A 17,699-nucleotide genomic window follows, 5' to 3' on the forward strand; every position below is an offset into this window, starting at 1 on the left:
ATATAAAAAGCACCTCATAATCGTTAGATTTTGTCTAACAATTATAAGGCACTTCATTAAATCACCAATAAGTTTTTAAATTTAAAAGAAAATCCATAAGAGTAATGCAATAAAAGCGGGACTTCCTTGTAAATATAAAATTTTAATTTTACCAGATGATAACCAACCATAAATTGCTGCTATAGAAATAAAGACTAAAAACATGGTAACTACAAAGAAACGTCCGGCGCTAGGAAGCAAAAATAGCGATAATAATAGTCCAACTCCTAAGAAACCGTTGTAGAGACCTTGATTGGCCATAGCAGTTCGTGCTTGTTCTTGTTTAGTATATTCGAGTGGTATATCAAAAGTTTGGGCGTGTTTTTCTGGCGTACCAAACATTTCGATGCGCATAATATACAGGGCTTCTAGAGCCACTAAAAATACGAAAAAAATTGCTAAATTGTGCATATCAAATTCCTCACACTTTAAAAAATAATTCAATTTCTATTCTAACAAAAATTCAAACTAAAAAGGCAGAAAATAGTAGTTTTTCCTCAAAATTCTAGAATTTTTTACAATTTAATTTTGTTCAACCTTATTTATATAGAAGTGAAATAATATGTTCTAACTTTAGAATTAGCAAAAAAACCGCTAGAAATCAGTGATTTTAGAATCGTAATCGAATTTCTAGTGGTTTTTCCTTTTTGAACTTTTTCATAGTCTCTTTAGCGGCGTTGCGTGCTTTGAACAAATATTTTTCGAATTGCAAAGTAAAGCAACGGGGCAAAAATTGCCGTTGAAATTGAATTGATAACCGTAGCTGGTAGGCTCATAAAAGATGCAACCAGTGCAGTTTTGATATTGGTACCGACCATCAGGGCTTCGACGATAGAAGTCCCATAGGAAGAAAAAATTTTAGTAATTCCGGCAATAATTGCTATGATAATGATATTTTTACGGTTATCTTGGTAACCCATTAATTTGTAAACACCAGTTACTACTGAAGCTACAAGCACCACTTCTAGCATAATTAACCATGAAGTAGCAGCATAACCATTTAATATGTCAAAACCACCAAGGCCAATAATACCAGCTAAGATACCATTCCGGTAGCCTAAAAATAGGATAGCCACTAAAGTTAAAGTGTTACCAAAATGGATAAAGGGGCGTCCCACCATAGCTGGGATTGGAATTCGTAATACCCAGATACCTATGTAAATAATTGCTGCAAATAAACCAGTTAAAATCAAGGTATGTAAAGAATTTTGATTATTACGAGGCATAGACTCACTTCCTTAATAAATAATTTCTTAGTTAAAAGAATAGCAAATAACTGGTCATAAAAATATACCCAAAATTAAAAAATAATTTAATACCAGATACAAAAAAGCCCAAATAAAAAAACCAAGTCAGTCAGACTTGATTATCATTAGAGATTTAAAGTAACTTGAACGGCCTTGCCCAGGATGCGGACATTGTCGTCTTTTTCGGGCACAATCACATCGTAATCAGGGTTAAGTGGGTAAAGAACCAATGAGTTACCTTGCTTTTTAACTTTCTTTAAGGTGGCATCTTCTTGATCATTCATTAAGACAGCCGCAATTTCCCCATTTTCGACAGTTGGTTGCAAGTTAATTAGTACTAAGGAACCATCAGGAATTGTTGGTTCCATGGAATGTCCCTTGGCCTCGAGATAGATAACATTACGGTGGGCAGCATCACGTGGTACTTCAATGTAAGATTCAATGTTTTCTTGGGCAGTAATTGGTGAACCGCAAGCAATTTTACCAATTACAGGTACTTTGACAAAATCAGTCACAGGTCCAAGGTCTACTTCATCATCGTTGATTAAGTAATCAGGACGAACTCCTAGGGCGTCAGCAAAGGCTGCAGTACGACTTAAAGGAAATTTGCGTGTTTTATTGAAGTAACGAGAAACACCGGACTTAGCCATGCCGACACGCTTGGATAATTCAGTAATTGAAATATGCTTTTGTTTAGCAATATCAATAATTAAATCAATGACTTGATCACTAGATCTCATTTCTTTCAGTCCTTCCAGGATAATTTAATAAGCTAATTTTAACACATAAGAACGATTTTGTAAAATTAAAGTTGACATAAAGAAACTAAAGATTTACAATACATATTGTTTCCATAAAGAAACAAAAATGTTTCTAAAATAGATAGATAAGAAATGTGAACTTGCTACTTATAGTTGAATAAAAGTCTATTTAAATTTATAGTTTACTACCCGAAAGAAAACATAAATTTTCTTATCGGCAAAGTAAGTCTAGATGTAACAAGGGAAAATATTAAAATAAAAATCCTTGTTATATAAAGGGATTTTTCGGTAAATGATTCGCTTTTCTAAAACGGACGAAAAATTTTTAAAAAGAGAAAAACCAGCCTACACTACTTATTTCTAATGGTATAGACGTTGCTAAGTGTAACCAAAAAGAATTTGTCTAAGACAATTTACTTGCAAAAAAATGAGGTTGAGGATATGATTATAAACGTAGATTTGATTATAGAGTTCGTTCTTTTAAAGCAACAAATTTTAAAGACTTAATTGAAACAACTTAAGCGTAATATAATTGTTAAAAGGAATAAGCTTAATTGGAGTGACTTAATATGATTAAAAATAGTCTAATTGCAACAAAGAAAAAAATTATTAATTATTTCGACCAACTATTGTCTGAAAGAGATTTAGACGGTTATTACTACTACGAAGCGGTTACGTTGCCCCCTAAGAGAGAAAAAGATATTCCTTATATGAAAGTTCTCAAGAAATAGGCAAATAGTTTGTAGTTTGGTGACAAAGAGGTTTAAAATAGGTTAACGACTGGAAAAGGAGTTTTTTTGATATGGAACAAAATAACGGGCCATGGCCTGGTCCTAAGGGGTTAATTCCAGTGACAAGTGGGCGATCAGAAGATGCCAATTTAATTAATCGTCACTACTTGGATAGCATTTTAGTTGAAATGCGCATCCTTGATTCTGTCGAACCTGATTTAACCACAGAAATCTTTGGCAAGGAATTTGCCAGTCCGATTGTCATGCCAGCTTTCTCACACTTGAACAAGGTTGGAAAAAACGGACGAAAGCCAATGCGTGAAAATGCTTGGGCGGCCAAAAAAACTGGTATGATGAACTGGATTGGGATGGAAACCGATGGCACTTACAAGGAAATTTCCGAAGTAGGTGTGCCAACCATTCGTAACATCAAGCCATTTTCGGACCACAACATCATTTACAAACAAATTGAGTTCTCAAAGCAACATGATATTTTTGCTTTAGGGATGGATATTTGTCATGTACCTGGTAAAAATGGTAAGTATGATATTGTTGATGGGATTCCTTTGGGTCCTGTGACTGTTGCAGATTTAAAGAGTTATGTTCAAGCTGCCGGTGATGTACCATTTGTTGCCAAAGGGGTTCTTTCAGTCCAGGATGCCCTCAAGGCTAAAGAAGCCGGGGTTAAAGGAATTGTTATTTCTCATCACCATGGTCGTTTAGCTTTCGCGACACCACCATTAATGATGTTACCAGCTATTAAGAAGGCCTTAGCAGGATCTGGAATCACCATCTTTGTTGACTGTGGCATCGAAACAGGTTACGATGCCTACAAAGCTTTAGCTTTAGGGGCTGACGCTGTTTCTGTGGGACGAGCTATATTACGTCCTTTGTTAGATGAAGCCACTCCAGGAGTCATGCGCCAAATTAAGAAGATGAACGAACAATTGTCGGAAATGATGATGTACACAAACATCTCCGACACTAAGTCCTTTGATTCTTCAGTTTTACATTTTCAATAAGAGTACAAATAAGTAAACTGGACTGGAAAAAGTCTTGTAAGTCAAAAGCCTTAAAAAATTACGTTCCAAACGCGTTGAATTTTTAAGGCTTTTATTTTCTAGCCTCGTTTTACTATAGCTAAATCGTCTAATATTTCCACCATAGTGTGGGGAATTGCTCTTGTATGATATGCAACTGCTTACTTTTGTGAATTATTTTCTTATGTAAAACATAAATAAGAAGTGGTCAAGGTTGATTAGCTCTTATTTTAAGATTTTTTCCGCTAAAATTGCTTCTCATGGTATAATACTAGAGAAAGCGAGGTATTCATTATATGAGAATTAAAGAATTCGCTTTACCATTGGCCCCACCTAAACTTGGATGCAGATAGGCTACGGCTTGTCTGCTCTAGTACGTATTTGGATTGAAAAATAAAAAGATACGGAGCAGATAACAAACCGCGCTTTGTTATTTGCATCCAAGAAGGAGCAAAAAACTAATGGTAGAAGCAATTAACTTAAAAAAAGGTATGATTTTTGAACAAAACGGAAAATTGATCCGAGTCTTAGAAACCAACCATCACAAGCCTGGTAAGGGCAACACTGTGATGCAAATGAAGCTAAACGACGTACGTTCAGGTTCCATTGTGCAAACCACGATGCGTCCTAGCGAAAAAGTAGAACTGGTCATGGTTGATAAGAAAAACGCCCAATATCTTTACAGCGAAGGCACCGTGGAAGTGTTCATGGATATGGAAACTTATGAACAATACGAATTAAACACAGACCAAGTTGCTGAAGAAAAGAAGTTCTTGATGCCTAACATGGAAGTTCAATTAGACTTTTGCAAGGGCGAATTAATTGGGATTACCTTACCATCTACGGTAGAAATGAAAGTGGTGGAAACAGCCCCTAACATTAAGGGGGCTACCGCCGCTGGTGGTGGGAAGCCAGCTACTATGGAAACTGGTTTAGTGGTAACTGTCCCTGACTTTATTAGCGTCGGAGACAGCTTAATCATTACGACCGCCAATGGTGAATACAAGAGTCGCGCGTAATTAAAGCAAATCAAAAAAAGGGATGGCCGCTTTGGTCATCCCTTTTTAGCTTAGTCTACTAGGATTATGAAGCCTTTTGGCGCTAGTTTATTTTTTTGATAACCTGCTTGCAGTAGGATCGGTGTTGTCGTTGGGACTGACTGTACTTGCTTAGTGGTGGTTAACTACCCCTCTCTAAAGAGAGGGGCTTGTAAGGTTGAACCTTACGTTCTCTGTTACAAGTTGCATAGATACAGACTGCATACCAGCATAGCCAGTACGTCTTACACCTAATTACCAATGCCTTTATAGTCCGCCAGTTGCCCACGGACTTGAGCCTAGTTTGATATACTAGGCTTTTTCTTTAGCTAATTTTTCTAATCCTTTGGCTAGAATATTCTTACTGGCATTCCAATCTCTAATGTGGTGTGTATGACAATTAGGACAGTCCCACTCTCTATCTTTGAGAGTTAATTTGTTAGTCCCATTTTTACCCATAACAAAGCCACAATCATGACATGTTTGTGTAGTATTTCTAGGATTGACAGTCATGAATACTCTTCCGTACAATTCAGATTTATATTCCATAATAGATTGACGGTACTCCCGGTTGTAAGAAAGTAAAGGCAAGGGTTTGTAGAGCTAAAGTTTTATCTTCTTTAGCCAAGGTCAATAGGCGGGCGGTATCATGAGAATCTAGGGCGTTAAACATCGTTTGGTTGGCTGAGTCACGATATTTCATCAGATGGCTGGTTAATTTAGCCAGCAGTTTAGGCGCCGTTAGTGCTTTGTAGGCTGATTTGCCAGTAATCATAAAGTTCGTCAGTCATAATTTTGGTCATTGTTTGGGGGTGAGGTCGCTTGAAATGAGGGTTATTTAAAGCGTAAGGATCACCGGCTAAAATTTGGACTTGTTTGAGGTCGTTTTTAGCCGCCTTAAGCCGAATTTGTATAGTTTTTGAATCAAGTAAATAAGCCATTTCGCTTTCAGGACGATGGTAAATAGCAGGATAATTCATAAGGCACCTCCGTATTTTTCTTTTATTGTAACTTATATTTGGCACAAGGAGTTAAATATTTTTTCTTGACTTTTAGTAAGAGTCTTGGCACAATGTAAACATTGTTACATCGGAGGGTCGGGCCAATAGTCCGGCTGGATAAGATGCCTGTGGGCTCTTATCCTTTTTTTGCAAAAATTAGGAGGGATTTATGACAGACACACAAAACTTTACCAGAGGACCGATTTTGCGTAAGTTGTTACAGTTTGCTATGCCGATTTTATTTGCTCTCTTGTTACAAGCTTTGTATACAGCTGCCGACTTGTTAATCGTCGGCCAATTTTCTAGCACCAGCCAAGTTTCTGCAGTTTCGACTGGAGGTCAGGTTATGCAGACGCTAACTTCTCTAGTTTCATCTATGGCGATGGGGATTACAATTTTAATTGCTCAAGTATTGGGACAAGGTAAAAAAGACAAAGTCCCACATGTTATTATGAATGGTCTCTTGTTATTTGCAGGACTGGCCTTGATATTAACTGTAATGGTGGTGGTATTTGCACCAGGATTAGCTCATATGATGCGTGCGCCTCAATCTGCTTTGGATGCGACAGTTGCTTACCTGCGGATTTCCGGGCTAGGAGCAATCTTTATCGTCGGTTATAATCTGGTGGGATCGGTCTTTCGGGGGTTAGGTGATTCCATTACTCCTTTGATTACGGTTGGGATAGCCGCTACAATTAATGTCTTCTTAGATTTAATCTTAGTTGCTCACTTTAAAATGGGAGCTAGTGGGGCTGCGATAGCTACGGTAACTGCTCAAGCTATTAGCCTAGTTGCTTTTTACTTTTTATCGCAAAGGCGTGACGGAAAAATTTTTGAACTAAAACAACCTGATTTTACTGTGATTAAAGCGATTATGAAGTTAGGAAGTCCGATTGCCTTACAAGATTTCTTGATTAACATTTCCTTTGTGGTCATCTTAGCGATTGCTAATACTATGGGTGTTACAGCTTCGGCGGGAATTGGTGTAGGTGAAAAGGCAACTGCTTTTATCATGTTATTACCGATTGCTTTTATGCAAGCCATGGCTGCTTTTGTCGCTCAAAATGTTGGGGCTAAGCAACATAACCGTGCAAGAAAGAGCCTTTTTTATGGAATGGGAGCTTCGTTAGTCTTTGCGACTGTTATGGCCTACATTTCTTTTTTTCACGGGGATGCATTGGCCCGTATTTTTACTCAAAATCGTGGGGTCGTAGATGCGACGGCATTGTACATGAAATCTTATGCTTTTGACGTTTTGATGACTGCCATTTTCTTTTGTTTCGTGGGTTACTTTAATGGTTATGGTAAGACCCAGTTCGTCATGATACAAGGCCTTATTGGAGCATTACTATTCCGAATTCCTCTGGCTTTCTTCTTGACCAGTCTACCGGGGGCAAATCTCTTTTACCTTGGGATGGCAACACCAGCTTCTTCCGTAGTCCAAATTATCTTATGCGTTAGCTATTACTGGATGTTACGTCGTAAAATATGCATATAAAAATAAGACGCTGCTAAAAAATTAGTGGCGTCTTATTTGTCTTTTCCAACTTAGATGAGTTGAGCAGTTATAGTTCTATAATCTAATATAAACTCGTAAACAAGTTCGTGACAAAAATATAAAAGTGTCTTGAAATGAACAGATTATCACGGAGTGTGCTTTAAGTCTAAGGTAAAGTAATTTATGCTAAAGAAAACTTCATGACATAGTGACTGAAAAAAAACAAACTGTTTAAAAGGAGTTTAATATGGATAAAATTAATGCTTTATTAAGACAAATCAACGAAGCTGATGCAATTTTAGTCGGAGCGGCTTCAGGGATGTCGACCGCAGCGGGGATGGATTTTTGGTATGAAGACAGTCTCCTTTATAATACTGAAATACGCTACTATGCTGATAAATATGGGTTTCACGGAATTTTTAATGGCTTTTATAACCACTTTGAAAGCGAAGAGGAACACTGGGGCTTTTACCTGGCCGCTTTAGATATGATTCTCAATCTTCCGGCTCAAAAGCCGACTTACAAGAACCTTAAACGCCTCTTAAAAGATAAAGACTACCACATCATGACAACTAACCAAGATACCTTATTTTTTCAGGATTTTCCGGCAGAAAAGATTTCTGAAATTCAAGGCTCTTGGAATTATTTTCAAAGCGAGCGACCTAGTAGCGACCAAAATCTCTATTCCACACGACAACTATTGGCGCAAGTTCAGGGCCAAGTGAGAGAGCATAAATTGCCAAAGACAGCCATCCCATACAGTCCAGTGAATGGAGCCAAATTAATTCCTTGGGCGCGGGGGCCAGAGTTTCTTGAAGGAAAACGTTACTTTGAAGAACACAAAAAAATAAATCAGTTCTTGGGTCAATACCAAGGTCAAAAAATTCTCTTTCTTGAATTAGGTGTGGGACGCATGACTCCGATGTTTATTCAAGAACCTTTCTGGGAGATGACCAATGCTATGAAACAGGCTTTTTACGTTAATATTAATCCTAAAGATGCCTTGACACATCCACAAATTGTTGACCGTTCACTCTTAATTCACGAGGATATTAATAATGTTTTAGCTGCTGCTGTACAAAAATTGGAGGGAAAAAATGTCTAAATCAAGCTTAAAACTCGCCCGCAAATGGATCAAGCAAGCTGATGCCGTACTAGTTACAGCTAGTAATGGATTCGCCATTTCCGAAGGGGTAAATTTATTTACTGATAATCAAAATTTTCGTCAAGCCTTAGGCAACATGGTAACGAAATATCGCTTACCTAATCTTTTAAGTGCTTTTTCCTATGATTATCCGCACGACGTGGAACGTTTTCGGATGTATGGTCGAGTAGCAGAATTTTATAACTATAGTTATCATGCTAGTCCTGTGATGCAAAAACTCCAAGGTTTACTTGCTGGTAAGGACTACTTGGTGTGGACTTCCAACACCGAAGGCCATTTTAAGCAAGCCGGTTTACCGGTTTTAGAAGTAGAAGGGTCTTGGTTGGAAGGAATTTGTCAAAACGGAGATCATGTAGATTTAAAGAATATTTTACATGAAATTTATCAAAAAGACCAAGCCGGAACCTTGACAGTAGCTGACGTACCTCTATGTGATATTTGTGGGGGAACTGTGAAACTTAATTTAGCTGGGCCTGATTTTCAAATTAATCAAACCCAAGTAGATGCTTTTCAAAACTTCATTACGCGAAATCAAAACCGGAAATTATTAGTTTTAGAACTGGGGATTGGTGCCCACAATCAGCTAATTAAAGCACCTAGTATGCAATTAGTTGCCGGTAATCATAATAGCCGTTATATTACGATTAATAAGGGTGAACTGAATATTCCTGCTAATTTAGCGGCTCGGGCGATTGGCTTTGACGCTGATTTAAGTTTGGCTTTAGAAGAATTGTTAACCGGTAATGATTTAGGTGCTAAAATTATCCCGCCACAAGAAGTTAAGGGTACCCCCCATGAAGATACGAAACTAATTAAGCAAATCTATCCATCTTACACAGCGAATACATTATTGGTCGTATCATCCATCAAGAAAAGGGGCGCATGGTACCTGAAATTATGATGAAAACAGGTCTGGATACCCGTCAAGCCGAAACATTGTTTATCTACATTTTACATGGTTCTTTTGCCGTTAACCGGCGCCATAACTTTCAAAAAGATGCACAATGGCAAGCCGATACCGAAATGTTACAAAAATTTGTTCAAGTTGGTTATAATCAATTACACCAATAAGCCAAAAAAGCCTTCCTGAAGTGGAGGGCTATTTGTTGTTGATGATTTTTTGGAATCGTAATAACTGTTGAGGTAAATGCTTAGCATAATACCAAAAATTACGCTCTAAAAAAAGTGCGACGGGTTGGTCTGGACGGGAAAGAAATACTTGTCCAGAAGTTGTCGTAAGCTTAACTTGACAATTAGTTTGCCAGCTGATGAATTGTTCAAAAGATTGTGATAACTTGAAAGCTTGCGTGAGCGTGAGATCCACCAATGATGACTTAATTTCCAAAAATGGCAACGAAAGATATAGTCGCATTTGCACATAGAACTTAGCTAATTGGCTGATAGTTAAAGTTTGAGGTTCCTGACCTTGACCGGCTAAATAACGATAGCCCTCGTAAATTTGGTTATGACAAGCTGCATACAAATAGTCATCTAGCTGTTCCGGACGGTAAATTTCGGAATGTGTGGCTTGAAAATAAGTATGAATATCCCGATAATTTTGCTGACTAATTAAGGCAGCCAAGGCAAATTGCTTATAACTTTGACGAGCAGTAGTAGGGCTTGGGGAACGAGAGGATGCCAAATCCGGCAAATTATTGAAGCTAAAACGCACGGTATCCAAGTTGTGCTGAACCTGACCGTTTTCTAAGTCAACAGTTGCGGTAAAAGCTTGCGGTCCATGTTGGAGTGTAATTTCCGAGAAACTTTTGTCCTGAAGGGCCATTTGACCTAGCGCTAGTATATCGTGAACAAGTTGGGCTTGAAAATATCGAAAGTCTTGTTTTTCGATAGGAGTAAATGGTAAATCAGGAATTTTTACATGCGTAAAATCCGGGTAATACCGGGGTAAATTAGCCAATATCAATTGCCAAAAGTCAGTTTGATAATCGATCTTAGGTAACGGGACTTGTTCAATGAGCGTAGCCATCACTCGGTAAAAACTGGCTAGATCCTGTTGGTCTTTGGTGAAAGTGATTCTTTCCACGAGATCTAAGGGTTGCTGAATTTTTAACTGGGAACCATGGCGCTTGAGTTGAGCTTCTGGAAAAAATTCCTGGGCTTCTTTCAGTAAATTCATCTTCTTATTGCCGTTCATCTTGGTAGAGGGTTACTGGACCTTGGTCCTGAGCCAACCAAAGCTTGGCAGCATTGATCCATTGTGCTAAGGTAGGGTCAACATCCCGCGGATAAACAGCACTTGTCTCATCAGCTAAGGCTAAACCATGAATTCCACTTTGGAAGAGATGGTATTCACAAGGTACGCCCAATTCCTGAAGTTTGAGGACAAATTGTGTGGTTTCTTTTGGGGAAACGGTCGTATCTTGTCCTCCCTGCCAAAGGAAAGTTTTCGGAAAATTAGCATCCACGCCTTGAATTAAATCTAATTGTTGGTGAAATTCTGGTGGGATTGCTTGTGCAAGGTAAGCGGCATCTCTGTGCAAATGCACACTCGGAACCGTCAACATCGGATAAGCTAGGATTAAGCCTTGAATTTTCAAAGGAGCAGGGATAGTATAATCGGCTTGATGTTCCATAAAATACGCAATGAGATGAGCGCCAGCTGAGAAACCTAAAAGGTAAAGTCGTTCAGAATCTAAATACCATTCCTTAGCATGGTCAGCGATGACCTGCAGGGCACATTCTAAATCTCGATAGGTCTGAAAAATCTCAAAATCCTCATTGATTACAGCTGCTTGTTGGGCATCTGGCCGTTGCAGGAAGTAAACGGAATAATCAAGTAAAAAAACATTAAATCCCATCCCCAAGAAGCGTGCTACTACTGGTTCACTTTCCTTATGGGCAAGATTTAGATAGCCACCGCCGGGACAAACAATGATGCCGGGACGCTTACGGTGCTTTTTGTGGGTAATTTCCTCATCCAATACATAAGCAGTTAGCTTTACCGCCGCATTGCCAGGTCGGAGAGGGAAACTTTGATAGTACATAAATTTATACCTCCTTTTTCTTTAATTATAGCGATTTTTCCACTTGTTATCATAGGGTTTGCGACATAAAATAAGAATATATCAAAAATTTAAGGAGGAAATTAGTAGCGGATATGTATTTTCTAATTTCTTTTCAGCAAATCTGCATCATGTTCATCCTGATGGGGATTGGTTTTACCTGTCAAAGGCTCAAAGTGCTGCATGAACAGACAATTAAGGAATTAACAACTATTTTAATTAATGTGGTTTCACCATGTTTAATTTTTAATTCCTTTCACCAAAAGATGACCACTAATCTTTTGCAAACTTTTTGGTGGACCATATTAGCGACGGTAATTTCTTTTTCCGTATCTGTCTTTTTAGGTAAGCTCTTATTTTCTTTACCGACTTTCAAAGAAAATGACCAGCAAGGAATTTATAAATTTGCTGTCACTTACACCAACAGTGGTTTTATGGGCATCCCCTTAATTCAAGCTTTAATTGGTAAGCAAGGTACCTTTTTTTCGGTACCGTTTTTAGTGGTTAATAATATTTTTTTGTGGACCCACGGCGTAAGCCTTTTTCAGAAGCGAAAGCGTTTCATGTTAGGGGAAACCTTACGCACCATTTTACTCAATCCTAATATTATCGCTACGATTATCGGTTTGTTATTTTTTATAAGTGGTTTGAACCAAGCACTACCAGTTATGGTGATGAAGCCGATTGAGTATGTAGCAACGCTCAATACACCATTAAGTATGATTGTAATTGGCGCTAACCTGGCTACGATTAAAGGCAAGTTTTATGATGATTTAGAAGTTTGGAGCTTGGTCTTCTTGCGCAACCTCATTTTTCCTTTGATTTTGGTGGCAACTTTAGCCTTTTTACCATTATCTTCCACAGCTTTTACCGCTATCACGGTCATGATTTCGGCTCCGGTCGCCGGCTTAATTGTGATGTTAAGCCTAATCAATAATCAACCGGTAGATTTTGCTTCCAAGGTTTTGTGCCTATCAACAGTTTGTTCTATGATTAGTCTGCCGTTGATGATAATGTTGGCTAATTTAATTCACTAACAGTAATAATCTTGTGTATTTTATACAGAAATTTGAATGTTATAGAAAGTAAGTAAATCATTCTATGTTTTGTGATACTCAAAATATAGAGCGAAGAATGAAATTCTATTATTGAATGCGATTTCAAAACATGTTATAGTTAGAAGGTAAAATTGAAGCAGGGGAGCTCGTAAGCGAGCTGAGAGGAAGTCATCAACTTCGACCCTTAACCTGATCCGGATAATGCCGGCGGAGGGAGTTTGTAGACATTTTGTGTGATATTTAAAGATATTCTCCATTTAAGACAGGCTCTTTTCATAGGAAGGGCCTGTTTTTGTATGGAGGAATTGAGATGGATTTATTACAAGCATGTCGAAAATACGCACCCCTAGTCCATTGCATTACGAATTATGTAACCGTCAATGATTGTGCTAATGTGATTATTGCTAGTGGGGGTCGCCCTTTAATGGCTGACGAAATCACAGAAATGACTGAAATTGCGCAAAAAGCTGAAGTTTTGGTGATTAATATTGGCACCTTAAACCAAAGGACTTTTACTGCTAGCTTAGCCGCTGGTAAGGCTATGCGTCAATACGGAAAAATGGTGTTATTGGATCCCGTAGGTATTGGTGTATCTACTTTTAGACAAAAAGCGGTGCAAGAAATTTTAACCACCGTGAAGCCACAGGTAATTCGTGGTAATTTTTCGGAAATCCTCACTTTAATCAGTGGTCAACAACATGGTTCCGGGGTAGATATGGCTCAAACAGATCAAATGACCCAGGCTACTCAAGACAGCCTAATAGCGCAGATGCAGGATTTTTGTCAACAATCTGATTGCGTCTTGATAGCTAGCGGACCGGAAGATTTAATTGTTAATTCTCAGCAAGCTTACCTGGTACAAAATGGGCATGCCTTAATGAAAGACGTCACTGGGACTGGTTGCCAATTAAGCGCTTTAATTGGAGCTTTATTAGGCGCCGGACAAGATTGGACTAAAACTTGTCTAACAGCCACCTGCATGTGGGGGCTAGCTGGAGAAAAGGCCGCGAAGAAAATAACAGTTGGCGATGGCAATGCTAGTTACCGCAATTATTTAATTGATGCGGTTTATCAAATGACAGATAAAGAAGTAAAAGAAGGTGCAAACTATGTCAAACTTAGATAAAGATTTATTGTTATACGCCGTCACTGACCGAAAAAATTTAGGTCAGACTGAATTTTTAACAAGCATTAAGCAAGCTTTGGCCGGCGGTGTAACGTGCTTGCAACTACGCGAAAAAAATCTGTCCAGGGAAGCTTTTAGTGCAGAAGCTTACGCCGTTAAACAGCTTTGCCAAGAAGCACAAGTGCCATTCATTATTAATGATAGTTTGGAAGTTGCCCTGGATTGTCAAGCCGATGGTTTACATGTTGGTCAAGAAGACTTACAAAAATCCGATTTTTACCAGCAAATACCTAGCGATATGATCCTAGGTGTCTCAGTGCAAAACGTGGCTCAAGCCAAAGAAGCCCAGGCCAAAGGGGCAAATTACCTGGGCGTGGGTACCATATTTCCCACCCAAACCAAGACCGATGCTGTTAGGGTTAGCCGTCAAACCTTAGCAGAAATTTGTCAAGCTGTTAACATTCCCGTTGTAGCGATTGGGGGGATTGATGAGGATAATATGGAAAGTTTAGCTGGAACTGGAATTGCAGGGTTAGCTATAGTGAATGCTATTTTGGGGGCACCAGAAATTGAAAAGCAAAGTCACAAACTCAAAGCTTTAGCAGTTAAAACTGTCTTCACCTCGCGGAGTGCGAACCTACCGCCCGTTTTATCAATTGCGGGTAGTGATTCCAGTGGTGGGGCCGGAATTCAAGCTGATATCAAGGCAATTATGGCCAATGGTGGGTTTGCCATGACCGCGATTACTGCTATGACCGCACAAAACACTCAAGGGGTTACGGCGATTATAGAATCCAGTCCCGAATTTTTACAAGCACAAATAGCAACGGTCTTTACAGACATTTATCCTCTGGCTATTAAGGTTGGGATGGTACCAAGTCCAGAGTTAATGCAAGTAATTGCACAGGAATTAAGTTTGTATCAGGCAAACAATGTTGTCTTAGATCCGGTCATGGTTGCTACTTCTGGGGCCCAACTGATGAAGTCTGAAACGCTTGATGCCTTAAAAGCCTTAGCTCGTCAAGCAACTCTTATTACTCCTAACATTGATGAAGCCCAAATTTTAGCGGAAATGGAAATTAGGAATGCCACCGATATGGAAGTAGCGGCTCAAAAATTAACGCAAGAATTAGGTTGTGCCGTACTAGTTAAAGGCGGTCACCTAGTTAACGATGCCAATGATGTCTTTGCTCAAGGTAATCAGGTACTTTGGCTTAATGGTCAAAAAATTAATAATTCCAATACACATGGAACCGGTTGTACTTTATCAAGTGCCATTGCAGCTAACCTTGCACATGGCGAGGACTTAATTCCCGCTATTCAAAAAGCCAAGAAATATCTCTCGGGAATTTTAGCTAGTCAATTAGATCTTGGACTTGGTAGCGGACCAATGAATCATGGTTACCTTTTAAAATAATCGGAATAAATATCTGCTTTATTACTATTTACTCCAAAGGAATGCACCCTGAATTTTAGCACACTTGACAAAAAATAATTTCCAATTTTTACTACTGATGTTTATATTTAATGGCTTATGCAACATTTAAGAAAATCCGACCAAGACCCGTAGTAACCTTCTGAGTAACAATATAAGAAAATATAGGCCATCCATCATCTATTATTTAACTTTAAGTTCTTTTATATACTTTCAGACAATTAATGTACCAATAGTATATTAATTGTCTTTTTGGAGTTTTAGAGGGTAGTTGGTAAAATAGCTTTCAAATTATAACGAAGATGATAATTAAGAAAAGTATGATTGTTTAAATTAAAGAGAATGAAATTCGAAATTTATCTATGCAATCCAATTTTGGAAAAACTAGATTACAACAATTACAAATGAGATTATCGAGAATGACAAAAACTCGTTGAGTCCAAGCTTACCTGAGGAGGAGCCGTTAACAGATTTAAAGGATTGCTAATTTAGAAACGGAACTCGAAAGTATGGATAGTTAAGAAACATTGCATGCACAAATTTTTATATGTAGTTTTTCTTTAGCTTAAATTACGACTTTAAAGCTAATAATGTACAAAAAGTCTATTATTTATATAGAAATATTGTTAAAATCCCGATGCTGAGAGGCGAATTCTAAGGCCAGGTTCGTTAGTTAAACGACCTCTTGTACATTTGATGCTGAATAAATGCAAAATTATAAAAGTTAGTTAAATTAGCTAACTTTTAGCGCGTAAAGGATTTTAGATGGTTATCTAAAAATCATAAGTGTAAGATAGTTTGTACAAAAGAGTCTTACATATATTCTTATGCAAAAATGAAAGAATTCCCTTAACATCAAGGTTTTAGTCTATTTTTCGAAAGTTAATTTCAATTATAGTTGAAATATATGTTAAACTATAATTGATATAAATTTGAGGTGAAATAATGATCGATGAACAAATTATCCAAGCTTTGCTAGCAAGTAACCTATCAAGTAATATGATTGCACAAGGGGTCGGGATGTCAACGCAAGCGATTATCAACTACCGCAAACAGGGGATTGATAAAATGACTCTTCAGACAGCTCGCAACTTGATTACCTACAGCCAAAAAGTTCACCAGGAAAATCAAGCGGACGGGCAGGCTTTATTTATCAATAAAAGTACTACCACCAAAACACCGACCGAATTTACGGTTAGCTTTATAAATAAAACTGGTGAAGAAGTGGCTTGTACAGCTACCGTCTATATGGATTTCAATAATACAATGTTTATGGTCGTTGAGTCTAATAATGAAACTAAAGTCACTAATTATACTAAAAGTGATTTAACAGAAATTAAGCAGCGTATTCCCGCTCCTTTTAATAATTTGACCTTCAGAGGGCACCTAAATATTCCGGGCGAGAAAAATAAATTGTATTTAATTGGCTTAGTATAATGTTTTAAGGAGTAATCTAATCAGCTTTTTGATTTTAATGATTTAGTGCAAAATATCCTAGGTGAGGCTGCAATGTACGCTTTATACCACTCATTTCTAAATTATTATTGAAGTATGAAAAAAATTTTTCCAATAATTAAAAATAATTCTTATTTTTTATTTTTTCTCATGATATATTAATTTAAATACAAAACGCAATGAATTGTACTAGTAATTAAGGAACTGCCTCAAGAGAGATAACGGTTGGTGTAAGTTATTGGCAGGGAATTAATGAACTCACCAAGGAGCGGTATTCCTGAAAATAGTAGGGAATGACGGGGTCGCTGCCGTTAACCAAGCACAGGTTGTTAGACCAAGAGCATTTCATTGATTGAAATGAAGAAGAGTGGTATCGCGGAAGTTGTCCTTTCGTCTCTTCTGCCATATGCTAGGCAGAAGGGACGAAAGGACTTTTTGTTTAGCGTAAACTAAATAAAAGTTCAGGGAGGAATCTACTATGGATACCAAAATCACTTCGAAGAAGGCCAAATCCGGCCGAAAATTATCATTTAATTCACCAGGAATTGCCATTTTTTCAGTGGCCTCAGTTTTATTCTCAGCCCATGCTGGGGGTGGTTTCGCAACTGGAAATCAAGAAAATACCTATTTTGTTAGTCTAGGTTGGTCAGAAATTGTGAGTTTAATCTTAGCCATGCTTCTTTTAACTTTAACTATGCGTCAAGCCATGATTATGTACAACAAATATGATCTAAAATCCCACAAAGAACTATTCCAACAACTTTACCATACCATCCCTTTGATAAGTTAGAAATTTTGTTTGAAATTTTCTTCTACATCATGGTGTTAATGGCCGTAGCTGCGGCGATTTCTGGAGCTGCTTCTGCTATTAATCAATACTTTGGTTGGAATTACTACTTAAACATCATCATTATCGGTTGTTTGGTACTAGGATTAACTGTTTTTGGGGCCGATGTGGTGCGGATTGCCAGCACCTACATGGGAATTGCCATTATGATTAGTGTTTTAATTATCTTCAGTGTTGGGATTAGTCAACTACCCCTCTCTAAAGAGAGGGGCTTGTAAGGTTGAACCTTACGTTCT

Annotated in this window: 19 protein-coding genes, 2 pseudogenes, 1 riboswitch and 1 other annotated feature; of the genes and pseudogenes, 13 read left to right on the plus strand and 8 right to left on the minus strand. The window is 38.0% G+C overall.

Annotated elements, in window-relative coordinates:
* Positions 1-81: 81 nt before the first annotated feature.
* From FC36_RS01255 to FC36_RS01265, 3 genes are all read right to left on the minus strand, one after another.
* Complete coding sequence (locus FC36_RS01255; protein WP_025021530.1) at positions 82-450, minus strand: DUF1304 domain-containing protein; 369 nt, start codon at positions 448-450, stop codon at positions 82-84.
* Positions 451-707: 257 nt separating this feature from the next.
* Complete coding sequence (locus tag FC36_RS01260; RefSeq protein WP_025021531.1) at positions 708-1,265, minus strand: ECF transporter S component; 558 nt, start codon at positions 1,263-1,265, stop codon at positions 708-710.
* Positions 1,266-1,411: 146 nt separating this feature from the next.
* Complete coding sequence (locus FC36_RS01265) at positions 1,412-2,026, minus strand: LexA family protein (protein ID WP_023858663.1); 615 nt, start codon at positions 2,024-2,026, stop codon at positions 1,412-1,414.
* Between the two features lie 590 nt (positions 2,027-2,616).
* On the opposite strand from FC36_RS01265, the gene FC36_RS11775 reads away from it, so the two are divergent.
* The 3 genes from FC36_RS11775 to efp all read left to right on the plus strand — a co-directional run bounded on the left by FC36_RS11775 (position 2,617) and on the right by efp (position 4,837).
* Positions 2,617-2,778 carry a hypothetical protein gene (locus FC36_RS11775; protein ID WP_023858664.1) on the plus strand — a complete coding sequence of 54 codons (162 nt, stop codon included), beginning with the start codon at positions 2,617-2,619 and terminating at the stop codon, positions 2,776-2,778.
* Between the two features lie 71 nt (positions 2,779-2,849).
* On the plus strand, positions 2,850-3,800 hold the full coding sequence (locus FC36_RS01270) for an alpha-hydroxy-acid oxidizing protein (RefSeq protein ID WP_023858665.1): 951 nt from the start codon (positions 2,850-2,852) through the stop codon (positions 3,798-3,800).
* Positions 3,801-4,279: 479 nt separating this feature from the next.
* Positions 4,280-4,837, plus strand: a complete 558-nt coding sequence (gene efp / locus FC36_RS01275; RefSeq protein WP_025021532.1) for an elongation factor P — start codon at positions 4,280-4,282, stop codon at positions 4,835-4,837.
* A gap of 330 nt (positions 4,838-5,167) precedes the next feature.
* Here efp and FC36_RS01280 read toward each other — a convergent pair.
* The 3 genes and pseudogenes from FC36_RS01280 to FC36_RS01285 form a co-directional block, all read right to left on the minus strand.
* A pseudogene (locus FC36_RS01280) lies at positions 5,168-5,398 on the minus strand (zinc ribbon domain-containing protein); the annotation flags it as partial.
* Position 5,399: 1 nt separating this feature from the next.
* Positions 5,400-5,567 (minus strand): annotated as a pseudogene (locus tag FC36_RS11490) (alpha-amylase family glycosyl hydrolase); the annotation flags it as partial.
* A gap of 19 nt (positions 5,568-5,586) precedes the next feature.
* Positions 5,587-5,835 carry an alpha amylase N-terminal ig-like domain-containing protein gene (locus tag FC36_RS01285; protein WP_025021377.1) on the minus strand — a complete coding sequence of 83 codons (249 nt, stop codon included), beginning with the start codon at positions 5,833-5,835 and terminating at the stop codon, positions 5,587-5,589.
* Positions 5,836-6,025: 190 nt separating this feature from the next.
* Between FC36_RS01285 and FC36_RS01290 the strand changes: the two genes are divergently transcribed.
* The 4 genes from FC36_RS01290 to FC36_RS01305 all read left to right on the plus strand — a co-directional run bounded on the left by FC36_RS01290 (position 6,026) and on the right by FC36_RS01305 (position 9,590).
* Complete coding sequence (locus tag FC36_RS01290) at positions 6,026-7,354, plus strand: MATE family efflux transporter (protein ID WP_025021378.1); 1,329 nt, start codon at positions 6,026-6,028, stop codon at positions 7,352-7,354.
* Positions 7,355-7,601: 247 nt separating this feature from the next.
* Complete coding sequence (locus FC36_RS01295) at positions 7,602-8,459, plus strand: SIR2 family NAD-dependent protein deacylase (protein ID WP_025021379.1); 858 nt, start codon at positions 7,602-7,604, stop codon at positions 8,457-8,459.
* Positions 8,452-9,420 (plus strand): SIR2 family NAD-dependent protein deacylase, encoded by a 969-nt coding sequence (locus tag FC36_RS12305; protein ID WP_025021380.1) that lies wholly within the window; start codon positions 8,452-8,454, stop codon positions 9,418-9,420. The genes FC36_RS01295 and FC36_RS12305 overlap by 8 nt, the downstream gene beginning before the upstream one ends.
* Positions 9,402-9,590 carry a hypothetical protein gene (locus FC36_RS01305; protein ID WP_025021381.1) on the plus strand — a complete coding sequence of 63 codons (189 nt, stop codon included), beginning with the start codon at positions 9,402-9,404 and terminating at the stop codon, positions 9,588-9,590. Before FC36_RS12305 ends, FC36_RS01305 begins: the two co-directional genes overlap by 19 nt.
* 28 nt (positions 9,591-9,618) lie before the next feature.
* On the opposite strand, the gene FC36_RS01310 is transcribed toward FC36_RS01305, so the two are convergent.
* The gene (locus tag FC36_RS01310) at positions 9,619-10,656 is read right to left on the minus strand and encodes a hypothetical protein (protein WP_025021382.1); all 1,038 of its coding nucleotides are present in this window, start codon (positions 10,654-10,656) and stop codon (positions 9,619-9,621) included.
* Between the two features lie 4 nt (positions 10,657-10,660).
* Complete coding sequence (locus tag FC36_RS01315) at positions 10,661-11,524, minus strand: alpha/beta hydrolase (RefSeq protein WP_023858997.1); 864 nt, start codon at positions 11,522-11,524, stop codon at positions 10,661-10,663.
* Between the two features lie 113 nt (positions 11,525-11,637).
* Between FC36_RS01315 and FC36_RS01320 the strand changes: the two genes are divergently transcribed.
* From FC36_RS01320 to FC36_RS12370, 6 genes are all read left to right on the plus strand, one after another.
* Positions 11,638-12,579, plus strand: a complete 942-nt coding sequence (locus FC36_RS01320; RefSeq protein ID WP_056986669.1) for an AEC family transporter — start codon at positions 11,638-11,640, stop codon at positions 12,577-12,579.
* A gap of 149 nt (positions 12,580-12,728) precedes the next feature.
* A riboswitch (TPP riboswitch) is annotated at positions 12,729-12,833 on the plus strand.
* A 77-nt stretch (positions 12,834-12,910) separates the two neighbouring features.
* A complete protein-coding gene (gene thiM / locus FC36_RS01325; RefSeq protein WP_025021383.1) occupies positions 12,911-13,726 on the plus strand; it encodes a hydroxyethylthiazole kinase in 816 nt (271 codons plus the stop codon).
* Positions 13,710-15,143, plus strand: a complete 1,434-nt coding sequence (thiD, locus tag FC36_RS01330; RefSeq protein ID WP_025021384.1) for a bifunctional hydroxymethylpyrimidine kinase/phosphomethylpyrimidine kinase — start codon at positions 13,710-13,712, stop codon at positions 15,141-15,143. The genes thiM and thiD overlap by 17 nt, the downstream gene beginning before the upstream one ends.
* A 963-nt stretch (positions 15,144-16,106) precedes the next feature.
* Complete coding sequence (locus tag FC36_RS01335) at positions 16,107-16,598, plus strand: hypothetical protein (protein WP_023859001.1); 492 nt, start codon at positions 16,107-16,109, stop codon at positions 16,596-16,598.
* A gap of 188 nt (positions 16,599-16,786) precedes the next feature.
* Positions 16,787-17,017, plus strand: a binding site (T-box leader).
* A 77-nt stretch (positions 17,018-17,094) separates the two neighbouring features.
* Positions 17,095-17,406, plus strand: a complete 312-nt coding sequence (locus FC36_RS12365) for a hypothetical protein (protein WP_025021385.1) — start codon at positions 17,095-17,097, stop codon at positions 17,404-17,406.
* A gap of 5 nt (positions 17,407-17,411) precedes the next feature.
* The gene (locus FC36_RS12370; protein ID WP_235805791.1) at positions 17,412-17,681 is read left to right on the plus strand and encodes a hypothetical protein; all 270 of its coding nucleotides are present in this window, start codon (positions 17,412-17,414) and stop codon (positions 17,679-17,681) included.
* The last annotated feature ends 18 nt before the right edge of the window (positions 17,682-17,699 follow it).

Origin of the sequence: Ligilactobacillus equi DSM 15833 = JCM 10991, from assembly GCF_001435735.1 — a bacterium.
GTDB classification, from domain to species: domain Bacteria; phylum Bacillota; class Bacilli; order Lactobacillales; family Lactobacillaceae; genus Ligilactobacillus; species Ligilactobacillus equi.